The organism is Rhizobium sp. WSM409 (genome assembly GCF_057653825.1).
In genome coordinates this window covers 440,138-464,805 of the sequence record NZ_JBYGKP010000002.1, presented here as the reverse complement: position 1 = coordinate 464,805, position 24,668 = coordinate 440,138, and the positions used below count along the sequence as shown (strand labels likewise).

Below are 24,668 nucleotides of genomic sequence, written 5' to 3'. Positions count from 1 at the left end.
GCCGACCACGCCTTTCTTGACGCGGTGCGCAAGTCGATGCGGCAGGTCGCTGCCCGCCTCGGGTAATCGATAGGCTAACTGGGGTTCTCCAAGCGGTTTGCTCCGCGCCACTCGTCGTACTCTCCGCGGGCATCATCATGCAGCGGATAGTAGCGCTGCAACGACCCGCCCTCCATAAGCTTCTCTCGCGAAAACTCCTCCCAATCGTGGTGCTTTTGCGACTCTTCGATTACCTTCGAGGCCATTGCGACTGGAAGCACCACCACCCCATCATCGTCGGCGACGATGATGTCGCCGGGGATGACCGTGACACCGCCGCAGGCAATCGGAACGTTGACCGCATTGGGATAGATGCTGGTCTGCACATGGTAGTTGGGAGTCCAGCCACGCAGCCATAGGGGGAGATCTAGCTTCTCGACATTGGGCCGATCGCGCATGCATCCGTCGATTACAATGCCAGCGCCGCCTCTGCCTTTGAAATAGGTCGACATCATATCGCCAAAGACACCCGAACTCATATCGCCGCGCGCGTCGACCACGACCACATCGCCCTCCTGCGCGTGATAGAGCACGTGCCGGTGCAACTGCGTCTCCGGATCGGCATATTCCCCCTCGGTGAAGAGGTCTGGCCGCTGCGGCATGAACTGGAGCGTCAGCGCCGGCCCAACGATCGACTTCCCGCGGTTCTGCGGTACGGGACCGACCATGTGCGGATTGCGGAAGCCCATGTGGCCAAGCGTGCCGGAAACCGTCGCGGCGCCGATTTCCCTCAGTGCGTCGATCATATCTTTGGGAGGTCGCGTAATGTCGGAAGTATGCGTCATTTTAGACTCCGGTGGTGAACTACCAGTTCGTAACAGAACCGTCGCGGCGCTTCAGGTGAGGTGCTTCCCAGAACCGAAAGCTCTCCGCCTTGACCGCCTCTTCGTTGACCTCGACGCCGAGCCCCGGCAGATCGCTGACCGGATAGTCGGGGCCGTCAAGCCGCGGTTGCACGGGGAAAAACTCGGAATTGTCGAAGCCGAGCTTTGCTTCGGGCGCCCTGGTCTCGAGCCAAGCGAAATTCGCCACCGCGGCGGCGAGATGGATGGTCGCGGCCGTGCAGACTGGGCCGAGGGGATTGTGCGGCATCAGGTCCACATAGTGCGCCTCGCTCCAACCAGCGACCTTCATCGCTTCGGTGAGCCCACCCACATTGCAAATATCAAGCCGGTTGAACTGATGGATGCCACGCTCGATGTAGGGCAGGAACTGCCACTTGCTGGCAAATTCCTCGCCGATGGCGAACGGGATGTCGGTCATCGTGCGCAGGGATTCGTAGGCCTCCGGTGTCTCGTCTCGTATCGGCTCTTCGAGGAAATCAATCACGCCACGGCCGAGCTTGTTACAGAAGCTCGCCGCCTCTGCCACCGATAGCCGATGATGATAGTCGATGCCGAGGACGACGTCGTCGCCCAGCGCCTCGCGCGCCTTGTTTAGCATCGTTGCGGTCGCGCCGATCGACTCCCGCGGCTCAAAGAAGTCCTTGCTGTTTTGCCCGATGGGGAAGAAGCGGATCGCCTGCCATCCCTGTGCGCGTAGTTCGCGGGCTCGTTCGATGGCAACATCGCCCTCGGCCTCGTCACCGGTCGAGGCGAAGGTAGGAATGCGGTCGCGCTGCTTGCCGCCCAGCAAGTCGTAGGCCGGCACCCCCAGCGCCTTGCCCTTGATGTCGTGAAGGGCAATGTCGATGGCCGAAATCGCCGCCTGCAGAACGCGTCCGCCTTCGAAATATTGGCTACGATAGACTTCTTGCCAGATCCGACCAATCTGCATTGCGTCGCGGCCGATGAGAAACTCGCGATAGTGCTCGATCGCGCCGGCCACGGCCTTCTCGCGACCGCTCAAGCCGCTCTCGCCCCAGCCGAAGATGCCGTTGTCAGTCTCGACCTTGACCAGCATCTGGTTGCGCGTTCCTACCCATACTGGATAGGGCTTGATCGCCGTGATTTTAAGCTTCGTAGTCATCCACGCCCTCGTTTCACACGCATCCGCTTGGTCTCAGTTGGCCTTGAGGGCCATTTCTGTTTCGCCGTCGAACAGATGCATCCGCTCCTGGTCGAACTCGAGCCAAATCTGCTCGTCGGGCGCAACGGTAATGGTCGGCGGCACGCTGACGTTGACGATGGCGCCAGACAGCAACGCCTGTACGAAGGTGACGTCTCCGGTCGGCTCCACCGTATAGGCCTTGGCAGGGATGCTTCCTGGTACCGCACTCTTGTGCAGCTTGATCGCCGAGTGACGTGCGCCGAGCACGACTTTCTTGGTTGTTGCCCTTGAGACCTTCTGGGCGTTGTGTGGCGAGAGCTCGAAGTGCCAGCCCTCCGCGCTGGTCAACACAGTGTTGCCGCTTGCCGTTGATGCCTCCAGCGGAACAAGGCTCATCGCCGGGCTGCCGACGAAGCTGGCGACGAACATGTTCACCGGATGGGCGAAGACCTGCGCCGGTGAATCGTATTGCTGCAGGTAGCCGCCGTTCATCACCGCCATCCTGTCGGCCATGGTTACCGCTTCGAGCTGGTCGTGCGTCACGTAGATGATCGTCGCCTTGAGGTCCTGGTGGAAACGCTTGATCTCTGAGCGCATCTGCACGCGCAGCTTTGCGTCGAGGTTGGAGAGGGGTTCATCCATCAGAAATACCGCCGGATCGCGAACGAGGGCACGGCCGAGCGCCACGCGCTGCTGTTGCCCGCCCGAAAGTTCGCGTGGCTTGCGCTCGAGCAGCTGCGTCATGTCGAGCACGCGCGCTGCTTCCTTGACCTTCCTGTCGATCTCGTCCCTTGGCAGTTTGCGCATCTGCAGCGGGAAGGCCAGGTTCTTGTAGACCGATTTCTGCGGATAGAGCGCGTAGTTCTGGAACACCATTGCGATGTCCCGGTCCTTGGGGTCGAGGTCGTTGACCACCCGGTCGCCGATGACGATGTCGCCAGATGTAATGGGGATGAGCCCCGCCACAAGATTGAGCGTGGTTGTCTTGCCGCAGCCTGAAGGGCCGACGAGCGCAACGAATTCGCCGTCGTTGACCGTCAGCGAAACGTTGTTGACAGCTTTGAAGCTGCCATAGGTCTTGACCAGATCGTTAAGGACCACGTGGGCCACCGGCAACTCCTCTAGTGCTTGACTGCGCCTTCCGTGAGGGCGCGTACGAAGTATCGTTGCAGGACGAGGAACAGGACCACGACGGGCACGCTCATCATAAAGCTGGCCGCCATCAGGCCCGGAAAGTCCGTCGTATTTTCCGAAAAGAAGCGCTGGATGCCGACCGGCAGCGTCAACTGCTCGTTCTTGGAGAGGAAGGTGTATGCGTAGATGTATTCGTTCCACGCGCCGATAAAGGAATAGATCGCCGTGGCGATGATTCCTGGCGTCGAGAGCGGCATCACGATCAGGACAAAGGCCTGGAACCGCGTCGCGCCGTCGATGCGCGCCGCCTGCTCGAGCTGCACCGGAATGTTGTCGTAGAAGCCCTTGAGGAGCCAGATTGCCAGCGGAAGGCCAAATGTGAGGTAGGTGAGGACGAGCGACGCATGCGTGTTCACCAGCCCGATCGCGCGCATCAGGATGAAGAGCGGCACGAGAAAGATCACCGCCGGGAACATGTTGCGAAGCAAGACGGCGAAGAACAGAAAGTTTCGGCCCGGGAAGGTGAAGCGCGAAAACGCGTAGGCCGCAGGTACTGCCACGATGACCGAAAGGATGGTCGTGGCGGTGGAGACGAAAAGGCTGTTCCAGAAGAAGCGGAGGAAGTCCTGGCCGACGCTGTTTTGCGGATCGAGCAGCTTCTCATAGCTGGCAAGGGTGGGTTGGTCAGGCCACCATTGCGGCGGGAATTGCATGGCCGCGAAGCCTGACTTGATCGAGGTGATCAGCATCCAGATCATCGGCAACGCCGTGTAAAGCATCATGAAAACGAGGAAGATGCGTCCGCCCCACCGCCATCCGTCGATGCGCATGCGGCGACGGGCTTTGACCCGAGGAGCAGTCTCGGCAATCGTGCTCATGCGCTCCCATCCTTCCGCTCGTTACCGCTCAGAGCACGGACGTAAAAGTAGCCGAACGACATCAGGATCAGGAACAGCAGCACCGAATAGGCCGATGCCACCCCCCAGCGCTGGCGGCCGAAGGCGAGCTCATAAATGTGGGTGATCCAGATATGCGATGCGTTCGACGGCCCGCCGCCGGTCATGATCCAGGGGATGATGAATGAATTGAAGTTGGCCACGGCCAGCAGAAGGATCGTTACCGTCGAAACGTTTCTCAAATGCGGGAAAGTGACGTGCCAGAACCGCTGCCATGCATTGGCTCCGTCAACCTTTGCGGCGCGCAGCAGCTGATCGGGAACCGTCTGCAGGCCAGCCATCATCATGATCATGGCAAACGGAAACTCCCGCCAGATATTGACGACGATCAGGGAGGGCAGCACTGTGCTGACGCTGTCGATGAAATTCGGCGGCCTGTCGGCCAATCCGAGGCCGACCAGCACCGCCCCAATAATTCCAAAGTCCGAATGGTAGATCCACTTCCAGATATAGGACGCGGCGACCGCGCTGATGACCCAGGGAATAATCAGGATGGCCCGCAGGATGCCGCGACCGACAAAGTCGCGATGAAGCGCCAGGGCGCAGGCAAACCCCAGGACAAATGAGATCAAAGTGGATCCTAACGTCCAGATCAGAGTGTTCGAGGTGACTGTCCAGAACACCGGACTTGTGAGGATGGCGGTGTAGTTGTCGAAGCCGATAAAAATCTTGTCGCGGAGCTGCAGGCCAGGCGGCGTGTTGAAGAACGACAGCTCGATCGTATAGTAGATCGGATAGGCTATGACGATGAGCATCACGGCGATTGCGGGAAGCACGTACGCGTAGTCAGCGCGATGCTCCCAAATCTTTCGCAGCACGCCGTGCCCGTCAGGTTGCAGTCTTCGGCGCGCCTCGGCCTTGCTAGTCAAGATCGTCACTGTGCCCTGCCCTTGTTCTTCGGAAGAAACCGGCTGCGATCGAGGCGCAGCCGGTCAGATCGGCAGGCGCGGACTAGAGTCCGCCATCCGTTAGGTCTTTGACCTTCTTGGCTGCGTCGTCCGCTGCCTGGTCGACAGTCATGGCTCCGGTGAGGGCGTTCTGCAGCATGTCCGGGACGATGATGTTCATGATCTCGGGGGACTGTGGCAGCGCCGGAAACGGGATGCCGTATGGAAGCATCGACGTCGTGACATCAAGGAACTTGATACTGTCCAGGCGTTCCTTCATCCATTTGGTCTTGAAGCCGTTAAGGTTTCCCGGGTTCGAGCCGGCATAAGCCATTTTCAGCGACCATTCGGGGCTTGCCCACATGCAGCTGATAGCCTTTGCAGCCGGCTCGTCGACCTTGCCGCCCTCGACATATTCGGGCTTCAGGATGTGAATGTTCGAGCCCCCAAACACGACGGCACGCTTGCCGTCGGGGCCAGTCGGAATCAGGCCGTAGCGCATATTGTCGATGACGGTCTGCGCTTTGTCCTTGTCGCTGCCCGTCGTCTTTTTCTGCAGGTCGAGCATGACGTTGTAGTCGGAGGGGTGCGAGACCATCATGCCGAGCTGGCCAGCGAGGAAGAGGGGCTGGTTATCCGCCTGCTGATTGGTGAGCGCCGAAACCGGAACCGATTTGTCGCGGACATACATATCGTAGGAGGCTTGCAATGCCGCTTTGCTCTGCGGGCTGTCGAGCTGGACCTGCTTGTAGGTCGGATTGGCGGTGGCTTCGTCGAAAACGCCGCCGCCATAGGCCCACAGCTGCGGCATGAAGCGATACGGCGTATTGCCGGCGTTCTTGCGCGCCACGAGGCCGTAACCGGCAATGCCGAGCTTGTCGTGGATCTGCTTGGAATATTTGACGACGTCGTCCCAGGTTGCCGGAGCCTTTTCCGGATCGAGGCCTGCACGCTTGAAGACGTCGGCGTTCCAGATGAACGCCATCGTCTCGTTGTTGGTCGGGATGCCGTAGGTCACCCCCTCCCAGGTTACGGCCTTCATTGCACCGGGCCAGAAGTCGTCGGTCGAATATCCTACGTCCTCGGGTTTGAGGGGTTCCAGATAGCCCTTCGAGGCGAACTCGGTGCCGCCCAGGATTTGCAGACGCACCGCCATTGGCGCTGCATTGCCAAGGAGCGCGGTGCGGAACTTGTCCAGCAGGTCGTTATAGGTGAGGGCTTGTTCCTCAAGCTGGATGTTTGGATAGGTCTTGCGGAAGGTCTCGAAGAACTCCTTGTAATACTGGCGCAGGAGGTCGGGGTCACCCTCGAACACGCCCTGATACCAGAAAGTCAGTCGCCCCTTGTAGTCGAGGGGGGTGACCTTGGCGCAATCGCCCGCCGTGTCAAAGTCCTGTGTGCCGGCAATGGAGCGCACATATTCCGGCGACCACTTGCTCAGGTCGACCGGCGCGCCCAGTGCAGACGCGGACATCAACGATAGCATCAAAGCAGTGGATACAGTTGCGCGCACGGCGGCACCGCCGAGTGAAATCCTCGTCATAGGTATCCTCCAGGTTCTCCCAAGCCGCTTTGCGTCGAGGCAAGCGGTCTTTGCTCCCGGCCGCGGGACTTCCACCCAATGTATCCCTTCGACCAGATCATACGTTTTCAGATTGTAGATTGCCTGTCAATTGAAGAAATCGTACATTGTTTCGAGAAGCCTTGCGTGATATCGGACCAATATGTGTATTGATTGGGGACCGTCTTGGCCGAAACAAGCGATTTCAAAGCAAAGCCCCCCGAAGGGATCGACCCCATCGGGGCCTCCAGCGAGGGCGCCTCGCTTTATCAACTGATCAGGGAAGACATCATCGAAGGGCGGCTCGCTGCCAACCAGCGGCTTGTGGTCACCGATCTCGCCCGGCGCCACGGTACCTCAACCAACCCCGTGCGCGAGGCTCTGCAACTGTTGCGTGGCGAGGGCTTTGTCACTCTCGTTCCCAACCGCGGAGCACGCGTGCGGCCCATAGACCAGGATTTTGTTCGGGACATCTACGAGATCGGGGTCTTGATCGAGCCGGCCCTGACGCGATGGTTCGTGAATATGGCCACCGTCGAAGACATTGCTGAGCTCGAACGAATCCAGGGCCTGATTGAAGAAAACGACTTCGCCGACACGTTCAGGCACAGCGAGCTGGACACCGCCTTTCACACCGTCATGTACCAAAAGCACTACAACCGCCATGCCGCCGAGCTTTGGTGGAAGCATCGCGAAGTGCTTCGAGCCGTGAGCCGGCGTTTCAACTTCACGCTCGCCCGGCGTGCCGCGATCCTTAGCGAGCATCGCGAGCTTATCGCGCATGTAAAAGCGGGAAATGCGAGCGAGGCAGCCGAACTCATTGCACGCCATGTCGAGGGCTCCGGCCGGCACATCCTCGAACACATGCGTGCGCGTAACGCCGCTCGGGCAGGATAGAATACATAGCCTGGGATATCGTTATCCCGACCACTTAAGCAAAGGCAGTCGAGATGAAAATCACCAGCGTTCGGCCGTGGCTAATCAGATCCGATGCTTCTTATTGGGGAGAGTTTCTGTTCGTCGAGGTGACGACCGACGAGGCGGTGAGCGGCTGGGGAGAGATCACCACCACGACAAGGCTCGCCAATCGCGCCCTCTGCACGATCCTGCGCCAGATCGGTGCCGCTCTGACAGGCGAGGACCCGGCGCGTATCGAGTATCTGTGGCACAAGATTTTCCGCAGCTTCACCTACATGGGCAGTCGCGGCGCCGCAGTCGAATGCGTCAGCGCCATCGACATAGCCCTTTGGGACATCCAAGGCAAAGTCTTGGGCAAGCCGATTTACGAGCTGTTGGGTGGACCGGTACGCGATGAAATCGCGCTCTACACCCATCCCAACCAGGCCAAGTTCACCAGCAAAGAGGCTGTGGTCCGGGAAATTCGAGACATCGTCGAGTCCGGCCACACTGCGCTCAAGTTCGATCCTTTCCCATACCAGGGCCGCAGCGGCGATGGACAGGCGCGCGAACAGCGGGACGGCTACCTCGACGGCAGCATGACCCGCAAGGATGAGCGCGAAGCCGCCGAACTCACGGCTTTGATCCGTGAAACGGCGGGCCCTTATGTCGACATTCTCATCGATGCGCATGGCCGGTTCGACGTTCCCACCGCCATTCGCCTTTGTCGGAGCCTCGAGGAAGCTGGTCAGATCGACTGGTTCGAGGAGCCCTGTCCACCGGAGAGCCTCAACGCTCTCAGACAGGTCCGTGAGAAGGTCAGCGCACCTATCTCGTGGGGCGAGCGCGGCCATACGAAGTGGGATTTCGTGCCGGTGCTCGAAAACAGGCTCGCCGACTACATCATGCCTGATGTCACCTGGACCGGCGGCATTACCGAACTCAAGAAGATTTCTGCCCTATGCGAAGCCTACTACATCCCGGTCTCGCCGCATGACGCCGCAGGACCGATCAACGTGGTTGCGGGAGCGCAGGTGATGATGACCGTTCCCAACTTCTATAAACTCGAAACGTCGGAGTGGAACCTCGGCAAATACGATCATCTTATCGACAGACCACTCGATGTTTCGAACGGCAGCCTCAAGCTTACGCCCAAGCCTGGTCTCGGCATTGAAATCAACCGCGACTACCTTCAAAATCACGAGATAGAGCTGGATTAGCAAGTCTCGATTAGCAAGTCTCTATGCCGCCGCAGCCGTGCGCGCACGAACCCCGCCGACAGAACGAGGATAGATCATGCCAGAGGCAGATGGAGCCGACGAGGCGCTTAATCGGGTGAATACGCATTCCAAGCCGTCCGACCTTCGCATTACCGACATGCGGGTAGCGGAAATTGTCGGCGCGCCGTTCACTTCAGTGCTGCTCAAGATTTACACGAACCAGGGCATCGTCGGGCTTGGCGAGGTGCGCGACGGTGCCAGCGCCACCTACGCGCTGATGCTGAAGAGCCGGTTGCTTGGCGAGAACCCTTGCGACATCGACCGCCTGTTTCGCCGGATCAAGCAGTTCGGCGGGCACGGCCGGCAAGGCGGCGGCGTATCGGCGGTCGAAATCGCGTTGTGGGATCTTGCCGGCAAAGCCTATGGCGTCCCCATCTACCAGATGCTCGGGGGCCGGTTTCGGGACAAAGTGCGCGTGTACTGCGACACCGATGCCACCGTGCCCAGCGGCACCGAGACCGGCAGGCGCCTCAAGCAGCGCATGGAGCTCGGCTTCACCTTCCTCAAGATGGATCTGGGGCTGATGCAGATCGCAGATGTGCCCGGTGCGGTCGTGTCTCCTGCCGGTTCCCTTGAAGGGTACCGCAGCCACCCCGGCCGCGGCCCGCTGAAGACCATTGAAGAGCGGCGCGTGCGTAACGCTACGTATGATTTGCATAACGTCCCGCACCCGTTTACCGGCCTCCACTTTTCCGACAAGGGCCTCGACTTCCTTGAGCAATACATTGCCGAGGTTCGTGAGGTCATCGGCATGGATATTCCGCTCGCCATCGACCATATCGGCCACATCTCGGTGCAGAACGGCATTCGTCTTGCCAGGCGAATTGAAAAATACGTGCCAGCCTGGCTCGAGGATGTGATCCCATGGCAGTATACCGAGCAGTACCGACAACTGCAGGACTCAACCACAGTGCCGATCTGCACTGGCGAGGACATTTACCTCAAGGAGGGCTTCGAGCCTCTGCTCAAGAGCGGCGGTATCTCCGTTATCCATCCCGACCTGCTCACCAGTGGGGGCATCCTCGAGACCAAGAAGATCGGCGACATGGCGCAGGACCATGGTGTCGCCATGGCCATCCACATGGCAGAAAGTCCAATCGCTGCGATGGCCGCCGCACACGTGGCGACGGCGACTGAAAATTTCATGGCGCTCGAATACCATTCCGCCGATGTCGACTGGTGGGACGATATCGTCACCGGCCTTCCCAAGCCGCTGGTGAAGGACGGGTTTATCACTGTTCCGGATAAGCCGGGCCTGGGGATTGACGACGTCGTCGACGAAATGATCTCGCAACATCTGCAGCCGGGCGTCACCGGCATCTGGCAGCCCACGGATCGCTGGGACGACGAATATTCCTGGGATCGCACCTGGAGCTGAGGCGAAAAGGAACGAAGATGAAGATCACCGATCTGCGCTGCGCCGTTATCGGCAAACATCCGATCGTCCGCATCGTCACGGACGAGGGCCTCTATGGCTTGGGCGAAGTCGAGTTCACCAAGTCCTACCTCAAGCCCTTTGTGCTGCATTTCCGCGAAGCGCTGATCGGCGAGGACCCGACCGACGTCGAGAGAGTGATGCTGAAGATCCGCCAACGCGGCTCTTTCAAGCCCTACGGCGCGGCGGTGAGCGCGATCGAGCATGCGCTGTGGGATATTGCCGGTAAGGCGGCGGGCGTGCCCGCCTATAAACTGCTCGGCGGCAAGGTGCGCGACAAGGTGCGCGTCTACAACGGCTCGATCCGCCAGAAACGCACCGGCGACCGGCCGGAGGATTACGCCGCTGACGTCAAATGGATGATGGAGCAGCCGCAGAACTTCTTCATGGTCAAACAAGGGATCTCGTTCCACTCCAACATGAAGGACACCATCGAGGATTTCCACTACGGCGTGACGCAGAAGAAGGCCGGCTATCACGGTGCCATGGATCAGGGCATGATCAGCGAGCGCGGCTTCAATCATATGCTCGACTGCGTGATCGCGATGAAGGAAGTGCTGGGCGACAAAGTCAGCCTGGCGCTCGACTGCGGTCCGGGCTGGATGCTGCCCGATGCGATCAAGTTCGCGCGCGCGGTCGAGAAGTACAATTTGATGTGGCTCGAGGACATGCTGACCGGCGACTATGTGCCGTGGGTCAATCCGCAGGCCTATCGGGAACTGACAATTTCCACCTCGACGCCGATCCACACTGGTGAGCAGATCTACCTGCGGCACAATTTCAAGGAACTGATCGAGACGCAGGCGGTACGCGTCATCGGCCCCGATCCAGCCGATATTGGCGGTATTGCCGAGCTCAAATGGGTCGCCGAGCACGCCTACATGCACTCGATCCTGATGGCACCGCACGGCACAGCTAACGGCCTGCTGGGGCTCGGCGCATTGATCAATGTCTGCGCCACCTTGCCGGCAAATTATATCGCCTTCGAATATCCGAGCGCCTCCGACCCCTGGTGGGAGGATCTGGTCATCGGCTTGCCGGCGCAGATCGTGAAGGACAGCATGGTGGACCTACTGGAAGCGCCGGGGCTCGGCCTCGATATCGACGCCGAGGCGGCCAGGCGATATCTCAGGGAAGAGGATGCTGGCTTCTTCGACTGAACCTCTCTCCACCTGCATGACGTGAATCGTCTACGCATATTACTGGAATGACACGCTTCCGGTCATGTAGCGCTCAGTAGGGCCCGCCGGTATGGGAAGAGGCCCTCTTTTCCGCCTGGAGTTTCGAGGGCGCATTTTCTGCGCCCTCCTGTTCTACTCAGCCGATGGCCATAAGGCTTGCATTGCCGCCGGCAGCCGCGGTGTTGATCGAGGTCGACACCTCCTCGAGCAGCCAATTCAGGCAATAGGCTTCGGGATCGCTCGCCAATTCCTCGCTCGTCGCGGCCTGGACCAGCAGCAGCGGACCGGGCAGGTGAGCGATCTTCTGATTGACGGCGAGAACCCTGTCGCGATCCCCTTCGACGAGGGCACCTGAGAACGGCCCGTCCTTTTCCCAATCCGAGGTCCAGGAAATTCGGCTGGCGACAGCCGATGGAAGATCCGCCAGCACTGATTTCGATAGGGAACCGGCGTCCACGACGATGTGGTTGCCGGTCGAAAGGGCTGCGGCGATCTGGCGATGAAGCCCGCCTTCGGTCTGCGGCACGAGGAGAATACGACCGCGGGGATGGAGCGCGTAGAGATTGAGCTCGCCTACCGGACCGGTGAGTTCGCGTTCGAGCCCGAGCGCCGAGCGGCTCGCATATCCACGCGCCACTTCCCCCTCGCCCGACAGGCCCTTCTTGTCGAGCCAGCCGATGTAGTCACGAAGGGCGAGGTCCGTATGAACGGAATCCTGCTGCGGCGGCACGGGCGCACGCTGCACGAGCCGGCCGATATAGAGCGGACCGCCGGCCTTCGGACCCGTTCCCGACAGGCCGCGGCCGCCGAACGGCTGCACGCCGACGACGGCGCCGATGATGTTGCGATTGACGTAGAGGTTTCCAGCCTTGATGCGGCTGGTCACATGCGCGATCGTTTCATCAAGCCGGGTGTGAAGCCCGAATGTGAGACCATAACCCGATGCGTTGATGTCGTCGATCAGACGGTCGAGCCCGTTTCGCTTGAAGCGGATGACGTGCAGAACCGGTCCGAAGATCTCCTTCGTCAGGTCTGCCAGGGACTTGATTTCTATGATTGTGGGTGGAACGAAGGTTCCCGCCGCAGCACTTTCGGGCAGCGGCAGCTGATCCACCTTGCGGCCCAAGCCGCGCATATGCTCGATATGCTGGTCGATCTCCGTCTTTGCGCTGTCGTTGATGACTGGGCCGACATCGATGCTCAGCCGATCGGTACGGCCGATCGTCAGTTCGCGGAAGGCGCCCTTCAGCATATTGAGGGTCCTGTCGGCGACATCGTCCTGAAGGCAGAGAACCCTGAGCGCCGAGCAGCGCTGACCGGCGCTGTCGAAGGCAGACGCAATGACGTCGGCCACCACCTGCTCGGCCAAAGCCGAGGAGTCGACGATCATGCCGTTCTGGCCGCCAGTTTCGGCAATCAGCGGAATCGGTTTGCCGCCTGCCGACAGCCGTTCGGCCAGTTGCGCCTGGATCATGCGGGCAACTTCGGTCGACCCGGTAAACATGACGCCTGCCGTCTCCTCCGCCCCGACCATGCCGGCGCCGAGACGGCCGCTGCCGGGCACGAACTGCAAGGCACCGACGGGCACGCCCGCCTCGTGGAGGATCTTCACGCTTTCCGAAGCGATGATCGGCGTGACGCCGGCCGGTTTTGCAAGCACGGGATTGCCTGCCACCAAGGCTGCGGCGACCTGCCCGGTGAAAATCGCCAGCGGGAAATTCCACGGGCTGATGCAGACGATCGGGCCGAGAGGCGCATGCGAGGGGCCGAGCGTCTTGCGCGCCTGCTCGGCGTAGTAGCGCAGGAAGTCGATGGCCTCACGCACTTCGCCGACGGCATTGGCCGCCGATTTACCGGCCTCGCGCATGACGATGCCCATCAGCACCTTGATGCGGGCCTGCATGATGTCGGCGGCCCGCTCCAGGCAGGCGGCACGCTCGGCCGGCGGCACGGCGGCCCATTGCGGCGCATGCTCGGCCGCCATGCGAACGATGCGCGCAGCCTCTTCGACCTTCACCTCGGTCACCGTGCCGACGACATCACGGTGATCGGCAGGATTGAGAACATCACGCGTCACCCCATCCGTAGAGCCGTCGGCAAGGAGCGGAAACGCATGCCAGGGGGCAGCAGCCGTGGAGACGAGCGCCTCAGCCAAATCCGAAAGGGTGGCCTCGTTCGAGAGATCGAGACCATCGGAATTGGTCCGGGCGTTGCCGTAAAGAGCCTTTGGCGAGGCGATCTGCGCGTGGGGGGCACCCATAACGGGCATGGCTGCAACGATTTCGGCGGGATCGGCGATCAGCGCCTCGACCGAGACATTCGGATCGGAGATGCGGTGCACGAAGGAGGAATTGGCGCCATTTTCGAGAAGACGCCGAACCAGATAGGCGAGCAGCGTCTCATGCGTTCCCACAGGCGCATAGATGCGGCAGGGCCGGTCGAGTTTTTCCTTTCCGACGACCTCGTCGTAGAGCGGTTCGCCCATGCCGTGCAGGCATTGGAACTCGTATTTGCCGACGGTGAAATCAGGACCCGCCAGACGATAGATCGTGGCGAGCGTCTGCGCATTATGGGTGGCAAATTGCGGAAAGACCGCATCCGGAGCATCGAGCAGCTTGCGCGCGCAGGCGACATAGGCGACATCGGTGTAGATCTTGCGGGTATAGACCGGATAGTCGTCGAGACCGTCAAGCTGGGCGCGCTTGATCTCCGCATCCCAGTAAGCGCCCTTGACGAGACGGACCATGACCCGGCGCTCGGAGCGGCGGGCGAGATCGATGATATGGTCGAGGACGAAGGGGCAGCGCTTGCCATAGGCCTGCACGACGAAGCCCAGCCCGTTCCATCCGGCAAGATCAGGGGCAAAGCAAAGCTCCTCGAGGAGATCGAGTGAAAGCTCCAGCCGATCGGCCTCCTCGGCGTCGATATTGAGGCCGATATCATAGGTCTTGGCGAGAACGGCCAGCGCCTTGACCTTCGGCAGCAGCTCGCTCATCACCCGGCCGGCCTGCGACCTCACGTAGCGCGGATGCAGGGCCGAAAGTTTGATCGAAATGCCCGGGCCGTCATAGATGCCGCGCCCGTCCGACGCCTTGCCGATGGCGTGGATCGCCTTTTCGTAATCTCGGTAATAACGCTCGGCATCGGCGCCCGTCGTCGCGGCCTCGCCCAGCATGTCGTAGGAATAACGGAAGCCGCGCGCTTCCAGCGGCCGGGCGCGCTTCAGCGCCTCTGCGATCGTTTCACCGGTGACGAACTGCTCGCCCATCATGCGCATCGCCATATCGACGCCGCGACGGATGACCGGTTCGCCGGCGCGCGCGATCAGCCGCGTCAGCGCTGCCGACAGGCTTCGGTCGTTGACCGTCGAGGTGAGTTTGCCGGTAACGACGAGCCCCCAGGTTGCGGCATTGACGAACATGGATTTACCGCCGCCGATGTGGGAGGTCCAGTTGCCCTCGGCGATCTTGTCGCGGATCAGCGCGTCCCGGGTTTCGGTATCGGGAATGCGCAGCAGCGCTTCGGCGAGGCACATGAGCGCCACGCCTTCCTGGCTGGAGAGCGAATATTCCTGCACCAGCCCTTCGACACCGGTCCCTTTATGCTTGGCGCGCAATGCTTCGATCAGGCTGCGAGCCGTGCTGCGAATGTCATAGCGTTTGGCCTCGGAGACGCGCGCTGCCGCAACGAGCGGCGGCAGGCATTCGGTTTCCGGCCGGCGATAGGCAGCCGTAATGGCCTGGCGAAGTTCGGATTGCGGTCGGATCGGTGGGGCAAAGCCGGAAAACGGCGCGCCGTCGGTCGGATTATTGCAGGGGGCGGGGTCGATCGCTGCGTTCACCATGAAAGTACCTATCAATCGATATCTGGTTTAACGGATGAACGAGATGCCGGGCTCGTCGTCCCACTGATCATCGTCCGTGCAGGCGGGGCCGGAATATTCCGTCTCTCGCAACGGGCGGGCATCCGGTCTGTCGCGCTTGAGGGTGAGCGCCGCGGCCACGGCCCTGATCGCAAGCGGCCGGTAGTGAGCGAGCAGGTCCGGCGCCCGATCGTCATCCGCTTCTTTGTTGTGCATGAATGATCCCCGTTTTGAGCGCGGCGCCGATACCGATTTCAGCACTCTTCTGCCCGGCCCACAATCTACCACAGCCTCAAATCGCGATCTCACTTGATTTCAGCCATTTACAGGCTGTATGAACTTATTAATTCACTCTTGAGAGGTCAAATGGCCGCTGAAACCGACATCTTTAGTGAATTGGACCAGTTCGACAGAAAGATCCTCGCTGCACTCGCCGAGGACGGAAGGCTGTCGATCACCGATCTGGCCGCGCGTGTCGGATTGTCGAAGACACCGTGCCAGATCCGCTTCAAAAGGTTGATCAGCGACGGATATATCGAAGGCTTCAAGGCCATCCTCAATCCGTCGAAAATGCAGCTCGACCATATTGCTTTCGTCGAGGTGAAGCTTTCCGATACCCGCGAGGACGCGCTGAAGAGCTTCAACGATGCCATCAAGAAGATCAGCGAAGTCGAAGAGTGCCATATGATCGCCGGCAGGTTCGACTATCTGCTGAAGATCCGCACCCGCGATATCGGCCGCTACCGCCGCGTCCTCGGCGAGCGCATCTCGACGCTGCCTCACGTTGCCAGCACATCGACGAATGTCGCAATGGAAACGATCAAGGAAGGCTGGGACAAGTCCGGTTCGAGTTTTTCGTGAATGTGATCATTCCGATCGTTCCGAGCATTCGCATGAAGCACTGGCTAAAGCGGTTGCGGCAAGGATAGCAATCGACCCACAGGCAGTTCAGCCATCTCTGGCTTTCCGACCGCGTGTGCTCGGTTTCACCGGCACACTCCTGCCGTACTCATTCCACCATGCCGTCAAGGCTTCCATGGTGGGACCGAGGCCCCGCGCTTTTTGCGTGATCTCATATTCGACGCGCGGAGGAACCTCCGCAAAGATGGTGCGGGACACGAGGCCGTCTGCTTCGAGCTCGCGGAGCTGCGCCGTCAGCATGTGTTGGGTGATGCCGGGAATAGCCTTTCTCAGTTCGCCAAACCGGTGGACCCGCTGATGGAGCAGCCACATGATTTCCAGCTTCCATTTGCCGGAGAGCAGCGCGAATGCGCGACGCATCTCCTCATGCATATTGATTTCGCCATCGGCCATAGTCTGGTTTTCCATACTAGCTGCAAGTAATTCATCCTACTTGCAAAGATAGACCTTAGACGACATTTTCCATCCGTGCATCAGGGGGGCGCAGTAAAAGGAGCGCCTCTCACATAGAAACCGACAGACTCGACGAGAGGAATGTTGCTGCGTGGGCAGCGACAGGGATGAGCTTATGCTTGAATTTTACGGATACTGGATCAGCACGCCACTTCTATCCGCGCTCTACCTCGCTTCAGCCTACATGTACGCCACAAGGAAACAGTGGGTTCGCGAGGCGCTGACGGAACTCGGATACAGCGCGAACAACCTCGTTCCGTTCATGATCATTGTTAAGGTCGTCGGCCCGATCGCGATCCTTTCGCGCGTCAGCGTGCCGCTCAGCGATCTCGCCTATGCCGGCATCTTCTTTCACCTGCTGCTGTCGGGCCTCGCGCATATCGGCGTTCGAAAACCTGTCGGTGCTCTGCCAGCGGCGATCGGCCTGGCGCTGCTGATCACCTCGTTCATGACGCAGAACGACGCTCGCAACGTCCCTTCGCCTTACGTCCAGGCCGCTGCCCTCTGACGCCTCGACGATTCCCAAGCCTTATCAAATGGAGATACACATGGGTCGACTCAATGGAAAAGTTGCCGTTATCACTGGCGCAAGCCGCGGCATTGGCCGCGCCACCGCAAAGCTGTTTGCGGCCGAAGGCGCGAAGGTCGCAATTCTTTCGCGGACATCCGAAGGCGTCGAACGCGTTGTCGATGATATCGCCGAAGCGGGCGGCACCGCCCTCGGCGTCGTCTGCGACGTCGGTGAAGCCGATCAGATCACGGCCGCGGTGGACAAGGTTGTCGCAACATATGGCCGCATCGACATTCTGGTGAACAATGCTTTCGATGGTTCTGCGGTCTCGTCGTCGGTCATCGACCTTTCGGTCGAGCAACTGCAACGGAACTTCGACACCGGGCCGATCGCATATCTACGCTTCATGCAGGCTTGCTATCCTCACCTGAGAGAAGGCGGAGACGGGCGGATCATCAATTTCGGTTCGATGGCCGGCACCGTGGGGTTGGCTGGTTACGGTCCGTACAACATGGCCAAGGAGGCGGTACGTGCGCTGACTCGCACGGCGGCACGCGAATGGGGTGCCGACAACATCACCGTGAACAACGTTCTGCCGATCGCGGACACCTGGGGCGCCGAGAAAAAGGATATCCCTCCCCCGACGAATGCGCTCGCTCGTTTCGGCTCGCCGGAAGACGACATTGCCCCGGTGGTGCTGTTCCTGGCCAGCAAGGATTCCCAATTCATTACGGGATACAGCCTTACCCCCGACGGCGGCGCAATCATCGACAGCGCCCGGTAACAGCCCTCGGCAACCTTCGATAAGCAAGGGGCGCAGCGTGCTGCGCCCCGTTGTCCGGCAGAGCTTCCCGACATGAGTGTTGGTTACCGATGCCGGTAGCGAAAAGCTTCGACGAAGGCGGAGAAAGCAGGGGATGGATGGCGCCGGCTGGGGTAATAGAGATGATATCCTTGGAATGTTGGCGCCCAATCCGCGAGCACTTCGTTCAGTTGACCGCTGTCACAATATTGCCGGACGAGGTCTCTCGGCACATAAGACAGCCCGGCGCCATCGAGAGCGGCATTGATCGCCGGCCCTATGTTGCTCATCACGAGCTGGCCTTCCACACGTACGCTGAACTCGCGGCCATCCTTTTCAAACTCCCAGGCATAGAGAGCGCCTGACGTCGGGAGACGCAGGTTGACGCAATTGTGGTCCGTCAAGTCATGCGGGGTCGAAGGCACGGTGCGGGCCGCAAAATATCCGGGTGATCCGACCACGGCGTAAGAGATATCGGGTCCAATGCGAACGGCCACCATGTCGCGCGCAATCGCTTCGCCGAGCCGCACGCCGGCATCGAATTGGCGCTCGACGATATTTGTGAAACCGTTGTCGACGATGAGTTCCACGGTGATATCGGGGCATTCCCGTAAAAATGCCGGCAGCCTCGAACGGAAGACCAGCTCCACGGCGTCATCGGGACATACGAGGCGGACTGTGCCCGAAGGCTTGTCGCGCAGCGCCCTGAGGGCACCGATCCCGGCGGCGATACTCTCGAAATGCGGCTGAATACTTTCCATGAGACGCGCACCGGCCGCCGTGGGAGCCACGTCACGCGTCGTGCGGGAGAGAAGCCGGACGCCGAGCCGCGCCTCGAGCGCGCTGATCGTATGGCTCAACGCCGAGCGAGTCACTCCCAACTTTGACGCAGCGCGCGTGAAACTCCGCTCTTGAGCCACCTCCAGAAACGCACGCATTTCCGTGAACTCGTCGCGCCGCATTGTTGAATCTCCTTCACTACGATGTTCAGATTATAGCTTCTAGTCGCGCAAAACCAGTCCGGCTATCTATCTGGCAACGGACAGGAGAACATGAATGACCGTCGAGTTGACATTGAATGAGACCTCACTGACGGACGACACGGCGACCTCGTGGTCTGCTGTGACCTGTCTCTCGCTTCTCACTTTCCTTCTGGTGGGGTTGGAGTTTCTCCCTGTGAGCCTTCTGACCCCGATCGCCAGGGACCTCTCGGTGTCAGAGGGGCAGGCCGGATTGGCGATCACCGTGTCGGGGGTCTTCGCGGTTGTCACCAGCCTTTTCGGCAACGCCTTCCTGGCGAAGATCGACCGGAAGTCTGTCGTCTTGCTTTATACCGCGGTTCTTGTTGTATCGAGCTTGGCGGTTGCCCTCGCACCCAACTTCCTTGTCTTTCTCGTCGGGCGGTCCCTGGTCGGCGTGTCGATCGGCGGCTTCTGGTCGCTGTCGACGGCTATTCTGGCACGCCTGACGTCAGACCGTGACCTGCCCAAGGCCATTGCGCTTCTTCAAGGTGGCACCGCATTCGCCCTCGTCCTTGCCGCGCCGCTCGGCAGTTTTCTTGGCGGGTTGATCGGATGGCGCGGAACCTTCTTCATCACGGTACCGATTGGATTTGCCGCGCTCGTCTGGCAACTGGTCGTCCTGCCGAGGATGCCGGCGACATCAACCGTCTCGGTGGCCAGAATATTCGGGCTGCTGCGCAATCGCACATTCGCGATTGGAATGGCGGCGACCGCTCTCGCCTTCATCGGCCAGAACGCGCTGTCTATTTATCTTCGTCCGTTCCTCGAAGGCGTCACAGGACTGGAATTGAATGTTCTGTCCATGGTGCTTCTCGGCCTCGGCGTCGGCGGACTGGCTGGAACCTCCGTCATTGGCTTCGTCGCCCGGCGCCACCTCCTCCTCGTTCTCGTAGGCTTGCCGGCTACTCTTGCGGTCCTTGCCCTGCTGCTGATCGCTCTCGGGCCGTTCGCGGCGGTTACCGCATCCCTGCTCGTCATGTGGGGATTTTTCTCGACGCCGATTCCGGTCGCCTGGAACACCTGGATGGCCGCTATCGTCCCCGGTGAGTTGGAAGCGGCAGGTGGGCTGCAGGTGGCGCTGATCCAACTTGCCATTGCCGGCGGCGCTTTCGCTGGCGGCATGCTGTTCGACACCGTGGGATGGTGGAGCACCTTCCTTCTGGCTGCCTGCCTTCTTGCCGGTTCGGCAGTCCTTGCCGCGCTCGCCGGTCGCCGTTCCTGAACCTTCAGAAACCTCATAACAGGCGATCATCATGTCCCAAGGAATCGAAAACAAAGTGGTCGTCATTACCGGGGCAAGCAGCGGACTTGGCGAAGCCACCGCCCGTCACCTTGCCGAACGCGGCGCGTCCGTCGTCCTCGGCGCGCGACGTAGCGACCGCATCGCCAAGCTGGCTGAGGAGCTGTCCGCCAAAGGCTATAGAGCCAAGGCAGTCCAAACCGACGTCACGGACCAACTTCAGGTCAAGACGCTTGTCGACACCGCCGTCAACACGTTCGGCCGCATCGACGTGATGCTGAACAATGCCGGCCTGATGCCACTTGCGCCGCTCGAACGGCTCAAAGTTGATGAGTGGGATCGCATGATCGACGTAAACATCAAAGGGGTGCTCTACGGCATAGCAGCAGCGCTTCCGCACGTGAAGGCGCAGAAGTCTGGGCACATCATCAACGTATCCTCCGTCTACGGTCACGTGGTCGATCCGGGTGCCGCCGTCTACTGCGCGACGAAATTTGCCGTGCGCGCCCTCTCGGAAGGGCTGCGGAAGGAAGTGAAGCCATACAATATCCGCACCACGATCATTTCACCCGGCGCAGTGAGCACAGAACTCCTGGAACATATCAGCGAAAAGGACATCCAGGCGGGCGCCAAGGTGTTCGTCAGCAAGATCGCCATCAGCGCGGACACGTTCGCCCGAACGGTCGCCTTCGCGGTGAACGAACCAGACGATGTCGACATCAACGAAATCCTGTTTCGGCCGACGGCTCAACCTGTCTGACGCGAGGCGCGCAATGTCGACGACATCCAAAGTCATGAGCCGTCGCGCGGTGCTGGGTGGAACCTTGGCGGCCGCCGCTCTCCCTCTCGTGGCGCAAGGGCAGAACGACCGCGGCCCGGGGGATCCCGAGGCGACAGACGTCAGGATCAGGATAGGCTTCAACAAGCTAAGCCTGACCGCGACACTCTTCGACAATCCGACTGCGCGCGATCTCGTTTCCATGCTGCCCTTGAACCTCACGATCGAGGACTACAGCAGGAACGAAAAGATCGTCCATTTGCCGCGCAAGCTGACCGAAGAAGGCAGCGGTGCTTTCGGAAACGAGCAGCCGGGCGACCTTTGCTACTTCAAACCGTGGGGTAACCTGGCCCTGTTCTACGCAGATTACCGCTGGGACGGGCTGATCCGGCTCGGCCGCTTCGACAATGGCTTCGAGCCGTTGCTGGTGCGCGGCGAGTATCCGGTCCGCATAGAACGCATCTTACGGCCGGAGATATCACATCGACTTCCTCCCAAGCATGAAAGAACCCATAGACGATAAATTTCCCAGAACCAGAAAGCCGCGGCCGGCTTAAGCCGGCAGTGGCGACGCGGCGCCTCCGTCTATTTGATGATCTCGACGCAGAAATCTATAAGGGCCCTGACCTTAGCCGGAATATGCTGACGCGAGGGATAGAAGGCGTAGAGCGGGAATGTCTCGTCCGACCAGTCGGGAAAGAGGTTCACGAGCTGCCCATTGCTCAGATAATCCGCCATCCCGAGTGAGAAGACTTGCGCGATGCCTATCCCCGCAAGGCAGGTCGCCAAGGTCGTGCCGGCATCGTTGACTAAAATGCGGCTGCGGGTCTCGATCGAGACGACCTCTTCACCCCACCGAAGCTCCCATTCGAAAGGCCTTGCAGTCAGCGGGTCCTGGAACTGGATACAGGTATGCTCGCTCAAATCCTGTGGACGGCTCGGCCGACCATATCGCTCGATATAAGCGGGAGCCGCAATCGTGATCACGCGCGTCTGCATCAACAGGCGCGAAATAAGCGACCTCTGTGCAGGCTCGCCAAAGCGCACCGCGACGTCCATGCCATCAGCAACAAGATCGCCGATCTCGTTGCGGGTGATGATCTCGATCTGGATATCCGGGTAACGATCGAGGAAGGCGCCGAGCCGGGGGCCGAGCACAAGGCGTGAGAAATATGGATCGACATTGACTCGCAGTCGGCCACGCACCGCCTGTCTGGCGCCAACAGCTGTCTGCGCAGCCTCTTCGATACCGCTCAAGAGTGGGGCCACCTGTTCGTAGAACCGCGCGCCGTCATCGGTCAGCCGCATCGTGCGTGTTGTCCGGTCGAGCAGCCGCAGACCGATCCGCCCCTCCAGTCGGGAAATGGCGCGGCTGACACCCGACGCCGATAGTCCCATTGACTCCGCCGCCCGCGCGAAACTTCCGCTCTGGATAACGGCGGCCAGTACGCTCACGCCATTCAATAATCGTCCGTCAAACATCGGGCATCCGTGATTTTTAGTCACCAATCATGTGACAGAAGCGCGCTTCAGTCAAATGCCGCCAAAGGACATGATTAGCGTAACACACCGCCAACCTGCTGGCGGTGAAGGCAGCAAAGGAGTCCAACCATGTTTGTGATCACCGGAGTAACAGGCCAAGTCGGAGGCATTGTCGCCGCGCGTCTGCTGAATGCGGGGGTGCCGATACGCGCCGTCGCGCGCAATGCGGAGAAAGCAGCGGAATGGAAGGACAAAGGCGCGGAACTGGCCTTGGCCGAGATGACCGACGCCGATGCGCTCACCAAGGCTTTCGCCGGCGCCGACGGCGTCTTTCTGCTGATCCCGCCGACCTTCGATCCGACCCCTGGCTTGATGGAAGTGCGCGCTGTCATTGCCGCCCTGAAGACCGCGCTTCATTCGTCTCGTCCTGCCAAGGTCGTTTGCCTCTCCACCATCGGCGCACAGGCCAGGGAACCTAACCTCTTGAGTCAGCTCGGTCTCGTCGAACAGAAGTTATCTGCCTTGCCAATGCCGATCGCCTTTCTGCGTGCCGGCTGGTTCATGGAGAACACGGCCTGGGATATCGCGCCGGCGCGCGAGACCTGTGTCCTCTCGAGCTTCCTGCAGCCGCTCGATCAGCCCTATCCGATGGTTTCTGTCTTCGACGTCGGAGCCAAGGCGGCAGAACTGCTGCAGCAGGAGTGGGTGGGCAAGCAGGTCGTCGAATTGATGGGGCCAGAGGGCGTCACGCCCAACGATATCGCCGCTGTCTTATCGTCCGTCCTCGGCAAACCCGTCCGGGCGGAGCCGGTCGCCCGCGACACCTGGGAGCAGATTTTCACCGATCAGGGCATGCAGAACCCCCTCCCGCGGATGCGTATGATCGATGGCTTCAACGAAGGCTGGATCCGGTTCGAGGGCGAGCCGGTGAAGGGCACGACCACACTGGACACAGCCATGGGCCGTCTGATTTGCCCCGGCCGATAAACAACTCGAAGGCCGTGGCTGAGAGCAGCCACGCCCTTTCTCATGCAGCCTCTGATAGGGTCGCCCCGGGTTTGAACTAAATGACTGCCCGAAGACTACCGGATTGGACGGCAGACATGCGGCCTAATGCGGTCTTTGAATTTCACAGTAGACAATACTGCGGTTTGAGCCGGGCCAAACAGACACCTTCACATCCGTCCCGGTCACGCTTTCACTGGCGATCAAGCCCATCTCTCGTTCTGACCGCAACAGCAGCGCCCAGTTCATGAAGGTCTCCATATAGCCATCGACGTCCGTCTCCGGGGAGAAGTTGGCAAATAGGAATGTGCCGCCAGGCTTCAGCATGCTGACGCACTTCTTGGTCAGCCTTACGGCTACTGCGTCTGGCAAATAGTCATAGAGACCCGCGGCATAAACGAAATCGAACATTCCAAGCGCATGCCTCCCACCGAGCAGGGATTTGACCGACCCGTTCACCGCCTCGACGGACGTGCCGGCGAAATCGCGGGCGACGGTTCCAACGCTCATCGGGTCTTGATCCAACGCCACCCAGCGTCTGATCGCGCCGGCGCTGAGCGCGCACGACAAAGGCCCCTCACGGAGATGCCCGGCGGCGATGGCGAGGACTTCGGTGGAACCAGGCCGGGCCGAAGCGATTTCGTCAACGCGGCGAGCCAGAATGTCTCGACGCTCCCTCACCGCGACGGACGACGAAGCATTTCGAGTGTAGGCGTAGATCGAGCGTCCCAAGTTGCTCGATGATAAGACTGCGTCCTCAATCTCAGGTCGGCCGTAGATGAAGTCGAGAAGGCGTGCGTCACCAGAATAGCCGCGCGGTTTTTCGAACGACCAGCGCGTTAATGGATCTTGATGAAGATAGTGAGCAACCGGATGAGATTGTGCGATCGGAACGATGACGTCCCACACCTCCGGATGAAAGCGCCGCCGTATCTGATGCAAGGCTTCGGCAAGACGCTCGATGATCGCATGGGGGGGGACGCCGGATTTGAACTGACGGGTCGACACGTCAAGGCTGAGGGCAAGCTCGGCTCTGGCAACGATCAGTTGGCCGGGATCTGGGGCAGCAACCCTCCTTGCGATCCGACGAATTTCGCCGGGCGCAACAAGACTTTCACCGTCCAAGACCAGGCTTTGTGCCATTTCGAGACCCCCTTGATATAGCGTTAAGCATAATCAACCTCGAAATAGGATGCGACTAGAATCCACACGGGATAAGGGTAATTCTACTCT

The 24,668-nt window shown here is 60.3% G+C and carries 23 protein-coding genes; 11 read left to right on the top strand and 12 right to left on the bottom strand.

Going from position 1 to position 24,668, the window contains the following annotated elements; genetic code table 11:
- Window positions 1-74 precede the first annotated feature (74 nt).
- From AC25BC_RS25700 to AC25BC_RS25675, 6 genes are all read right to left on the bottom strand, one after another.
- Window positions 75-824, bottom strand: a complete 750-nt coding sequence (locus tag AC25BC_RS25700) for a ribonuclease activity regulator RraA (RefSeq protein ID WP_017995961.1) — start codon at window positions 822-824, stop codon at window positions 75-77.
- Between the two features lie 19 nt (window positions 825-843).
- A complete protein-coding gene (locus tag AC25BC_RS25695) occupies window positions 844-2,007 on the bottom strand; it encodes a mandelate racemase/muconate lactonizing enzyme family protein (RefSeq protein ID WP_128439842.1) in 1,164 nt (387 codons plus the stop codon).
- Between the two features lie 33 nt (window positions 2,008-2,040).
- Window positions 2,041-3,138: an ABC transporter ATP-binding protein gene (locus tag AC25BC_RS25690; protein ID WP_128439843.1), complete on the bottom strand. Its 1,098-nt coding sequence runs from the start codon at window positions 3,136-3,138 to the stop codon at window positions 2,041-2,043.
- 11 nt (window positions 3,139-3,149) lie between these two features.
- Window positions 3,150-4,040, bottom strand: a complete 891-nt coding sequence (locus tag AC25BC_RS25685) for a carbohydrate ABC transporter permease (protein ID WP_128439844.1) — start codon at window positions 4,038-4,040, stop codon at window positions 3,150-3,152.
- On the bottom strand, window positions 4,037-4,996 hold the full coding sequence (locus AC25BC_RS25680) for a carbohydrate ABC transporter permease (RefSeq protein ID WP_128439845.1): 960 nt from the start codon (window positions 4,994-4,996) through the stop codon (window positions 4,037-4,039). The genes AC25BC_RS25685 and AC25BC_RS25680 overlap by 4 nt, the downstream gene beginning before the upstream one ends.
- 73 nt (window positions 4,997-5,069) lie before the next feature.
- On the bottom strand, window positions 5,070-6,548 hold the full coding sequence (locus tag AC25BC_RS25675) for an ABC transporter substrate-binding protein (RefSeq protein ID WP_128439846.1): 1,479 nt from the start codon (window positions 6,546-6,548) through the stop codon (window positions 5,070-5,072).
- 204 nt (window positions 6,549-6,752) lie between these two features.
- Between AC25BC_RS25675 and AC25BC_RS25670 the strand changes: the two genes are divergently transcribed.
- The 4 genes from AC25BC_RS25670 to AC25BC_RS25655 all read left to right on the top strand — a co-directional run bounded on the left by AC25BC_RS25670 (window position 6,753) and on the right by AC25BC_RS25655 (window position 11,338).
- Window positions 6,753-7,463 carry a GntR family transcriptional regulator gene (locus AC25BC_RS25670; protein ID WP_128439847.1) on the top strand — a complete coding sequence of 237 codons (711 nt, stop codon included), beginning with the start codon at window positions 6,753-6,755 and terminating at the stop codon, window positions 7,461-7,463.
- Window positions 7,464-7,516: 53 nt separating this feature from the next.
- The gene (locus AC25BC_RS25665; RefSeq protein ID WP_128439848.1) at window positions 7,517-8,683 is read left to right on the top strand and encodes a mandelate racemase/muconate lactonizing enzyme family protein; all 1,167 of its coding nucleotides are present in this window, start codon (window positions 7,517-7,519) and stop codon (window positions 8,681-8,683) included.
- A 76-nt stretch (window positions 8,684-8,759) separates the two neighbouring features.
- A complete protein-coding gene (locus AC25BC_RS25660; protein WP_128406443.1) occupies window positions 8,760-10,121 on the top strand; it encodes a mandelate racemase/muconate lactonizing enzyme family protein in 1,362 nt (453 codons plus the stop codon).
- A gap of 17 nt (window positions 10,122-10,138) precedes the next feature.
- Complete coding sequence (locus tag AC25BC_RS25655; protein ID WP_128439849.1) at window positions 10,139-11,338, top strand: mandelate racemase/muconate lactonizing enzyme family protein; 1,200 nt, start codon at window positions 10,139-10,141, stop codon at window positions 11,336-11,338.
- Window positions 11,339-11,495: 157 nt separating this feature from the next.
- Here AC25BC_RS25655 and putA read toward each other — a convergent pair whose 3' ends face one another.
- Complete coding sequence (putA, locus tag AC25BC_RS25650) at window positions 11,496-15,203, bottom strand: trifunctional transcriptional regulator/proline dehydrogenase/L-glutamate gamma-semialdehyde dehydrogenase (RefSeq protein WP_128439850.1); 3,708 nt, start codon at window positions 15,201-15,203, stop codon at window positions 11,496-11,498.
- 27 nt (window positions 15,204-15,230) lie between these two features.
- Window positions 15,231-15,437, bottom strand: a complete 207-nt coding sequence (locus tag AC25BC_RS25645; RefSeq protein WP_003562185.1) for a hypothetical protein — start codon at window positions 15,435-15,437, stop codon at window positions 15,231-15,233.
- 150 nt (window positions 15,438-15,587) lie between these two features.
- Here AC25BC_RS25645 and AC25BC_RS25640 point away from each other — a divergent pair, with 150 nt between their 5' ends.
- Window positions 15,588-16,082: an Lrp/AsnC family transcriptional regulator gene (locus AC25BC_RS25640; RefSeq protein ID WP_128406445.1), complete on the top strand. Its 495-nt coding sequence runs from the start codon at window positions 15,588-15,590 to the stop codon at window positions 16,080-16,082.
- Between the two features lie 87 nt (window positions 16,083-16,169).
- Here the strand turns inward: AC25BC_RS25640 and AC25BC_RS25635 are convergent, their stop codons facing one another.
- A complete protein-coding gene (locus AC25BC_RS25635; protein WP_128439851.1) occupies window positions 16,170-16,550 on the bottom strand; it encodes a winged helix-turn-helix transcriptional regulator in 381 nt (126 codons plus the stop codon).
- 160 nt (window positions 16,551-16,710) lie between these two features.
- On the opposite strand from AC25BC_RS25635, the gene AC25BC_RS25630 reads away from it, so the two are divergent.
- A complete protein-coding gene (locus tag AC25BC_RS25630; RefSeq protein ID WP_128439852.1) occupies window positions 16,711-17,103 on the top strand; it encodes a DoxX family protein in 393 nt (130 codons plus the stop codon).
- A gap of 40 nt (window positions 17,104-17,143) precedes the next feature.
- Window positions 17,144-17,890, top strand: a complete 747-nt coding sequence (locus AC25BC_RS25625; protein WP_128439853.1) for an SDR family NAD(P)-dependent oxidoreductase — start codon at window positions 17,144-17,146, stop codon at window positions 17,888-17,890.
- A gap of 83 nt (window positions 17,891-17,973) precedes the next feature.
- Here the strand turns inward: AC25BC_RS25625 and AC25BC_RS25620 are convergent, their stop codons facing one another.
- Window positions 17,974-18,870, bottom strand: coding sequence for a LysR family transcriptional regulator (locus AC25BC_RS25620; protein ID WP_128439854.1), 897 nt, complete (start codon window positions 18,868-18,870; stop codon window positions 17,974-17,976).
- 94 nt (window positions 18,871-18,964) lie between these two features.
- On the opposite strand from AC25BC_RS25620, the gene AC25BC_RS25615 reads away from it, so the two are divergent.
- Genes AC25BC_RS25615 through AC25BC_RS25605 form a run of 3 tightly spaced genes read left to right on the top strand, consistent with a single transcriptional unit; the run spans window position 18,965 to window position 21,471 of the window.
- On the top strand, window positions 18,965-20,152 hold the full coding sequence (locus AC25BC_RS25615; RefSeq protein WP_128439855.1) for an MFS transporter: 1,188 nt from the start codon (window positions 18,965-18,967) through the stop codon (window positions 20,150-20,152).
- Window positions 20,153-20,183: 31 nt separating this feature from the next.
- The gene (locus tag AC25BC_RS25610) at window positions 20,184-20,930 is read left to right on the top strand and encodes an SDR family oxidoreductase (RefSeq protein ID WP_128439856.1); all 747 of its coding nucleotides are present in this window, start codon (window positions 20,184-20,186) and stop codon (window positions 20,928-20,930) included.
- A 13-nt stretch (window positions 20,931-20,943) separates the two neighbouring features.
- Window positions 20,944-21,471 (top strand): cyclophilin-like fold protein, encoded by a 528-nt coding sequence (locus tag AC25BC_RS25605; RefSeq protein WP_128439857.1) that lies wholly within the window; start codon window positions 20,944-20,946, stop codon window positions 21,469-21,471.
- 62 nt (window positions 21,472-21,533) lie between these two features.
- Here the strand turns inward: AC25BC_RS25605 and AC25BC_RS25600 are convergent, their stop codons facing one another.
- Window positions 21,534-22,430: a LysR family transcriptional regulator gene (locus tag AC25BC_RS25600; protein WP_003562191.1), complete on the bottom strand. Its 897-nt coding sequence runs from the start codon at window positions 22,428-22,430 to the stop codon at window positions 21,534-21,536.
- Between the two features lie 129 nt (window positions 22,431-22,559).
- Here AC25BC_RS25600 and AC25BC_RS25595 point away from each other — a divergent pair, with 129 nt between their 5' ends.
- Entirely contained in the window at window positions 22,560-23,417 is an 858-nt protein-coding gene (locus AC25BC_RS25595; protein WP_128439858.1) for an NmrA family NAD(P)-binding protein, read from the top strand.
- Between the two features lie 123 nt (window positions 23,418-23,540).
- Here AC25BC_RS25595 and AC25BC_RS25590 read toward each other — a convergent pair whose 3' ends face one another.
- Window positions 23,541-24,578, bottom strand: coding sequence for a class I SAM-dependent methyltransferase (locus AC25BC_RS25590; RefSeq protein ID WP_128439859.1), 1,038 nt, complete (start codon window positions 24,576-24,578; stop codon window positions 23,541-23,543).
- Between the last annotated feature and the right edge of the window lie 90 nt (window positions 24,579-24,668).

What these genes read in the sequence shown, in the direction of transcription:
- AC25BC_RS25630 (WP_128439852.1), top strand. Translation starts at nt 16,711, where the DNA reads ATGCTTGAATTTTACGGATACTGGATCAGCACGCCACTTCTATCCGCG.
- AC25BC_RS25700 (WP_017995961.1), bottom strand. Translation starts at nt 824, where the DNA reads ATGACGCATACTTCCGACATTACGCGACCTCCCAAAGATATGATCGAC.
- AC25BC_RS25655 (WP_128439849.1), top strand. Translation starts at nt 10,139, where the DNA reads ATGAAGATCACCGATCTGCGCTGCGCCGTTATCGGCAAACATCCGATC.
- AC25BC_RS25625 (WP_128439853.1), top strand. Translation starts at nt 17,144, where the DNA reads ATGGGTCGACTCAATGGAAAAGTTGCCGTTATCACTGGCGCAAGCCGC.
- AC25BC_RS25620 (WP_128439854.1), bottom strand. Translation starts at nt 18,870, where the DNA reads ATGCGGCGCGACGAGTTCACGGAAATGCGTGCGTTTCTGGAGGTGGCT.
- AC25BC_RS25595 (WP_128439858.1), top strand. Translation starts at nt 22,560, where the DNA reads ATGTTTGTGATCACCGGAGTAACAGGCCAAGTCGGAGGCATTGTCGCC.
- AC25BC_RS25665 (WP_128439848.1), top strand. Translation starts at nt 7,517, where the DNA reads ATGAAAATCACCAGCGTTCGGCCGTGGCTAATCAGATCCGATGCTTCT.
- AC25BC_RS25660 (WP_128406443.1), top strand. Translation starts at nt 8,760, where the DNA reads ATGCCAGAGGCAGATGGAGCCGACGAGGCGCTTAATCGGGTGAATACG.
- AC25BC_RS25605 (WP_128439857.1), top strand. Translation starts at nt 20,944, where the DNA reads ATGTCGACGACATCCAAAGTCATGAGCCGTCGCGCGGTGCTGGGTGGA.
- putA (WP_128439850.1), bottom strand. Translation starts at nt 15,203, where the DNA reads ATGGTGAACGCAGCGATCGACCCCGCCCCCTGCAATAATCCGACCGAC.
- AC25BC_RS25685 (WP_128439844.1), bottom strand. Translation starts at nt 4,040, where the DNA reads ATGAGCACGATTGCCGAGACTGCTCCTCGGGTCAAAGCCCGTCGCCGC.
- AC25BC_RS25610 (WP_128439856.1), top strand. Translation starts at nt 20,184, where the DNA reads ATGTCCCAAGGAATCGAAAACAAAGTGGTCGTCATTACCGGGGCAAGC.
- AC25BC_RS25695 (WP_128439842.1), bottom strand. Translation starts at nt 2,007, where the DNA reads ATGACTACGAAGCTTAAAATCACGGCGATCAAGCCCTATCCAGTATGG.
- AC25BC_RS25615 (WP_128439855.1), top strand. Translation starts at nt 18,965, where the DNA reads ATGACCGTCGAGTTGACATTGAATGAGACCTCACTGACGGACGACACG.
- AC25BC_RS25590 (WP_128439859.1), bottom strand. Translation starts at nt 24,578, where the DNA reads ATGGCACAAAGCCTGGTCTTGGACGGTGAAAGTCTTGTTGCGCCCGGC.
- AC25BC_RS25640 (WP_128406445.1), top strand. Translation starts at nt 15,588, where the DNA reads ATGGCCGCTGAAACCGACATCTTTAGTGAATTGGACCAGTTCGACAGA.
- AC25BC_RS25635 (WP_128439851.1), bottom strand. Translation starts at nt 16,550, where the DNA reads ATGGAAAACCAGACTATGGCCGATGGCGAAATCAATATGCATGAGGAG.
- AC25BC_RS25600 (WP_003562191.1), bottom strand. Translation starts at nt 22,430, where the DNA reads ATGTTTGACGGACGATTATTGAATGGCGTGAGCGTACTGGCCGCCGTT.
- AC25BC_RS25645 (WP_003562185.1), bottom strand. Translation starts at nt 15,437, where the DNA reads ATGCACAACAAAGAAGCGGATGACGATCGGGCGCCGGACCTGCTCGCT.
- AC25BC_RS25675 (WP_128439846.1), bottom strand. Translation starts at nt 6,548, where the DNA reads ATGACGAGGATTTCACTCGGCGGTGCCGCCGTGCGCGCAACTGTATCC.